Annotated in this window: 3 protein-coding genes; all 3 read left to right on the top strand. The window is 72.0% G+C overall.

All coding sequences use genetic code 11. The annotated features are described in order from the left end of the window. Positions 1 to 106: 106 nt before the first annotated feature. Positions 107 to 2,062: an alpha-1,4-glucan--maltose-1-phosphate maltosyltransferase gene (locus AA75_RS21140; protein ID WP_033821723.1), complete on the top strand. Its 1,956-nt coding sequence runs from the start codon at positions 107 to 109 to the stop codon at positions 2,060 to 2,062. Beyond that, complete coding sequence (treS, locus tag AA75_RS21135) at positions 2,059 to 3,762, top strand: maltose alpha-D-glucosyltransferase (RefSeq protein ID WP_033821721.1); 1,704 nt, start codon at positions 2,059 to 2,061, stop codon at positions 3,760 to 3,762. Before AA75_RS21140 ends, treS begins: the two co-directional genes overlap by 4 nt. A gap of 253 nt (positions 3,763 to 4,015) precedes the next feature. After that, complete coding sequence (locus AA75_RS21130; protein ID WP_033821720.1) at positions 4,016 to 5,506, top strand: maltokinase; 1,491 nt, start codon at positions 4,016 to 4,018, stop codon at positions 5,504 to 5,506. Positions 5,507 to 5,543 lie beyond the last annotated feature (37 nt).

The following is a 5,543-nucleotide window of genomic DNA, read 5'->3' as shown; positions in this document are numbered from 1 at the left end:
CGCGGGCGCGGGCAGCGGCGGCGCCGCGGGCGCCGCGCGCCGGCCGGCCCCCGCGAAGAGCGCCGCCCGCAAGTCCACCGCCCGCAAGACGACAGAGAGCGACACCGTGATCGGCCGCATCCCCGTCCTGGACGTCAGCCCCCTAGTCGACGCCGGGCGCCGCCCGGCCAAGGCCGTGGTCGGGGAGGCCTTCACGGTCACCGCCACCGTCTTCCGGGAAGGGCACGACGCGGTCAGCGCCAACGTGGTGCTGCGCGACCCGCGCGGCCGCAGCGGCCCCTGGACGCCGATGCGCGAGCTGGCCGAGGGCACCGACCGCTGGGGCGCGCAGGTCACCCCGACCGCCCCCGGCCGCTGGTCGTATCTGGTGGAGGCGTGGAGCGACCCGGTCGCCACCTGGCGCCGGCACGCCGCGGTGAAGCTGCCCGCCGGGATCGACACCGCGCTGGTCCTGGAGGAGGGCGCGCTGCTGCTGGAGCGGGCCGCCGCCGGGGTGCCGAAGAAGGACGGCCGGGCCCACGTGCTGGCCGCCGTGGACGCGCTGCGCGACACCGGGCTGCCGACCCTCAGCCGCTACGCCGCCGCGCTCGCCCCGGAGGTGACGGCCCTGCTCGCCCGGTACCCGCTGCGCGAGCTGGTCAGCGCCTCGCGGCCGCTGCCGCTGCAGGTGGACCGGCAGCGCGCGCTGTTCGGCGGCTGGTACGAGTTCTTCCCGCGCTCCGAGGGGGCCGTGGTGGACGCCTCGGGTGCCACCCCACCGGTGTCGGGGACGCTGCGGACCGCCGCCGAGCGGCTGCCCGCGGTCGCCGCGATGGGCTTCGACGTGGTCTACCTGCCGCCGGTCCACCCGATCGGCCGGGCGTTCCGCAAGGGGCCGGACAACACCCTGACGGCCGGCCGGTGGGACGTCGGCTCGCCGTGGGCGATCGGCTCCCCCGAGGGCGGCCACGACGCGGTCCACCCGGACCTCGGCACCATCGAGGACTTCGACCACTTCGTCGCCGAGGCCACCGCGCTGGACCTGGAGGTGGCGCTCGACTTCGCGCTGCAGTGCTCCCCGGACCACCCGTGGGTGAACAAGCACCCGGAGTGGTTCACCCACCGCGCCGACGGCACCATCGCGTACGCCGAGAACCCGCCCAAGAAGTACCAGGACATCTATCCGGTCAACTTCGACCAGGACTTCGACGGGATCGTCAAGGAGACCCTGCGGGTCCTGAGGTTCTGGATGGCACACGGGGTGCGGATCTTCCGGGTCGACAACCCGCACACCAAGCCGGTGAGCTTCTGGGAGAAGGTGCTCGCCGACATCGCCCGCACCGACCCCGACGTGGTCTTCCTCGCCGAGGCCTTCACCCGCCCGGCGATGATGCACACCCTCGGCAAGATCGGCTTCCACCAGTCCTACACCTACTTCACCTGGCGCAACACCAAGCAGGAGCTCACCGAGTACCTCACCGAGCTCAGCGGTGACGCGGCCGCCTACATGCGGCCGAACTTCTTCGCCAACACCCCGGACATCCTGCCCGAGTACCTCCAGCACGGCGGCCGCGCCGCCTTCGCCGTCCGGGCCGTGCTGGCCGCCACCCTGGCCCCGAGCTACGGCGTCTACGCCGGCTACGAGCACTTCGAGAACGAGCCGGCCCACCCGGGCTCGGAGGAGTACCTGCACTCGGAGAAGTACGAGCTGCGCCCGCGCGACTGGACCCGCCAGGACACCCTCGCCCCGCTGCTGACCGCGCTGAACCGGCTGCGCCGCCGGCACCCCGCCCTCCAGCAGCTGCGCAACCTGCGCTTCCACCCGACCGACAACGACCAGGTCATCGCCTACTCCAAGTCGGCGACCACCGAGGACGGCATCGAGGACCACGTGATCACGGTGGTCAACCTGGACCCGAGGCAGGCCCAGGAGGCGACCGTCACCCTCGACGGCGACCACCCGATCACCGTGCACGACGAGCTCACCGGTGCCACCTACACCTGGGCCCGGCACAACTACGTCCGGCTCGACCCGTCCGCCGGGCCGGCCCACCTCCTCACCGTTCGGAGGCATCCTCAGTGACAGTCAACGAGCCCGTCCCCGACACCTTCGCCGAGACGCCGAGCAAGGACCGGGACCCCGACTGGTTCAAACGCGCGGTCTTCTACGAGGTCCTGGTGCGCTCCTTCCAGGACAGCAACGGCGACGGGGTCGGTGACCTCAAGGGGCTCACCGAGAAGCTGGACTACCTGCAGTGGCTGGGCGTGGACTGCCTCTGGCTGCCGCCGTTCTTCGCCTCCCCGCTGCGCGACGGCGGCTACGACGTGGCGGACTACAAGTCGGTGCTGCCCGAGTTCGGCGACCTCGCCGACTTCGTCGAGTTCGTGGACGCCGCCCACCTGCGCGGGATGCGGGTGATCATCGACTTCGTGGTCAACCACACCAGCGACCAGCACCCCTGGTTCCAGGCCTCGCGCAACGACCCCGACGGCCCGTACGGCGACTTCTACATGTGGGCCGACGACGACAAGCAGTTCCCGGACGCCCGGATCATCTTCGTCGACACCGAGACCTCCAACTGGACCTACGACCCGGTCCGCAAGCAGTACTTCTGGCACCGGTTCTTCTCCCACCAGCCGGACCTGAACTACGACAACCCGCGGGTCGAGGAGGAGGTGATCGCGGCCCTGCGGTTCTGGCTGGACCTGGGGATCGACGGCTTCCGGCTGGACGCGGTGCCGTACCTGTACGCCCGCGAGGGCACCAACTGCGAGAACCTCCCGGAGACCCACGAGTTCCTGCGCCGGCTGCGCAAGGAGATCGACGCGGACTACCCGGACACGGTGCTGCTGGCCGAGGCCAACCAGTGGCCGGAGGACGTGGTCGACTACTTCGGCGACTTCGCCTCCGGCGGCGACGAGTGCCACATGGCGTTCCACTTCCCGGTGATGCCGCGGATCTTCATGGCCGTGCGCCGGGAGTCCCGCTACCCGGTCTCCGAGATCCTCGCCAAGACCCCGGACATCCCGTCCGGCTGCCAGTGGGGCATCTTCCTGCGCAACCACGACGAGCTGACCCTGGAGATGGTCACCGACGAGGAGCGCGACTACATGTACGCGGAGTACGCGAAGGACCCGCGGATGCGGGCCAACGTGGGCATCCGCCGGCGGCTCGCCCCGCTGCTGGAGAACGACCGCAACCAGATCGAGCTCTTCACCGCCCTGCTGCTCTCGCTGCCCGGCTCCCCGGTGCTCTACTACGGCGACGAGATCGGCATGGGCGACAACATCTGGCTCGGCGACCGGGACGGTGTCCGGACCCCGATGCAGTGGACGCCGGACCGCAACGCGGGTTTCTCCTCCGCCGACCCGGGCAGGCTCAGTCTGCCGCCCATCATGGACCCGGTGTACGGCTATCAGGTGACCAACGTCGAAGCGCAGCAAAGCAGTTCGAGCTCACTGCTGCACTGGACGCGTCGCATGATCGAGATCCGCAAGCTCAATCCTGCGTTCGGCCTCGGCAGCTACACCGAGCTGCCCTCCAGCAACCCCGCAGTGCTGGCCTTCGTGCGCGAGTACGAGGGAGACCTGGTCATGTGCGTGAACAACTTCTCGCGTTTCGCACAGCCGACCGAACTGGACCTGCGGCGGTACGGCGGGCGGTACCCGGTCGAGCTGATCGGCGGCGTGCGCTTCCCGTCCATCGGCGAGTGGCCGTACCTGCTCACCCTGGCCGGGCACGGCTTCTACTGGTTCCAGCTGCGCAAGCCCGGCGCCAAGTAGCTCGCGGCGCCGAAGTAACGATCCACCAGGCCCCACAGCACCGAACCCTCCGGGGGCGCGAGAGCAGCACCCCGCGCCCCCGGAGGCCTCTGCACCACCGCGTACGGAGAACAGCCCAACGGCCACCCACACTATGGCGTGACACCCGAGCCCCGCTCGCGTGCCGTCGCCGCCGCGCCGCCGAAATCCGGAAGACTGACGGACCCGGCCAGGACCCGTCGGGCAGTCCGCCCGCTTCCGGGGAAAGGGAGTCATGTCCGAAACCTCCCGTTCTCAAGCCCAAGTGCACCGCGACACGCCCGACGGCGCCCCCGGGGCCGTCAGCACGCGCGGATCCGGGGCCCGGAGAACTGCTGCGGGGGTCAGCGAGCTGGTCCACGCAGCGCTGCCGCTGATCGCCGCCTGGCTCCCCACCCAGCGCTGGTACGCCGGCAAGGGCCGGGCCATCACCGGGCTCACCCCGGTGGTCGGCACGCCCCTGCAGGTCGGCGACCCCGCCCTGCTGCACCTGCTGCTGCGGGTCGAGCAGGGCACCGGGCCGGCCGCCCAGGGCGACATCTACCAGCTCCTGCTCGGAATCCGCTCGAACGAGCCGGGCGGCATCCCGCCCGGCGCCGTCCTCGGCCGGCTGGAGGGCACCACCTACGACGGCGCCATGCTGTACGACGCGGTGCACGACCCGGAGCTGACGGGGCGGCTGCTGGAGCACCTGGCCACCGGCGACCGGTTCGGCCCGCTGTCCTTCCGCCGCACCCCGGGGCCCGGGCTGCCCGGCAACCTGCCCGGCCGGGCCTCCACCGCCGAGCAGTCCAACAGCTCGGTGATCTACGGCACCGCCTTCATCCTCAAGCTGTTCCGCCGGATCAGCCCGGGCACCAACCCGGACCTCGAACTCTCACTGGCCCTCTCCCGGGCCGGCTCCACCCGGATCCCGCGGGTCGCCGCGTGGTTCGAGAGCCGGCTGGAGCGATCGGAACCGGCCACTCTCGGCCTGCTCCAGCGCTACCTGCCGGACGCCGAGGACGGCTGGGAGCTCGCCCTCGACCAGGTCGCCCGGCTCAAGGGCGACCCCTCCCCCGGCAACTTCGCCATCGAGGCGCACCGGCTCGGCCGGGCCACCGCCGAGGTGCACCGGGTGCTGGCCCGGTCGATGCCGGTCGACCGGCTCGACCGGGAGCGGATCGCCCGGCTGGCCGGCGCGATGGCCGACCGGCTGGACAGCGCGGTCGCCACCGTCCCCGGGCTGCTGCGCTACCGCTCGGCGCTGCGCGGCGCCTTCCAGCAGCTCACCGCGGACCACCTGGACGGCCTGCAGGTCCAGCGGATCCACGGCGACCTGCACCTCGGCCAGGCGATGCGCACCCCGCACGGCTGGGTGCTGCTGGACTTCGAGGGCGAGCCCGCCAAGCCGCTGGCCGAACGGAGGCTGCCGCAGCCCGCGCTGCGCGACGTCGCGGCGATGCTCCGCTCCTTCGACTACGCCGCCGCCCACCTGCTGGCCGGCTCCCCCGGCACCGACCCGCAGCTCGCCCACCTGGCCGCCGCCTGGGCGGCCCGCAACCGGGCCGCGTACTGCGCCGGCTACACCGCGGGCGGCGGCGCCGACCCCGCGGCCGCACCGGAGCTGATGCGCGCCCTGGAGATCGACAAGGCGGTCTACGAGGTCGTGTACGAGGCCCGCCACCGGCCCAGCTGGCTGCCCATCCCGCTGGCCGCCATCAACCGCCTGGCCCTCACCGTCTGACCCCCGCACAACCACCGCCGCAGGAGGACCCCGTCGT

Origin of the sequence: Kitasatospora sp. MBT63, assembly GCF_000710465.2 — a bacterium.
Classification (GTDB): domain Bacteria; phylum Actinomycetota; class Actinomycetes; order Streptomycetales; family Streptomycetaceae; genus Kitasatospora.
The sequence above is the reverse complement of the archived record's forward strand: the minus strand, read 5'-3'. Positions and strand labels throughout refer to the sequence as shown.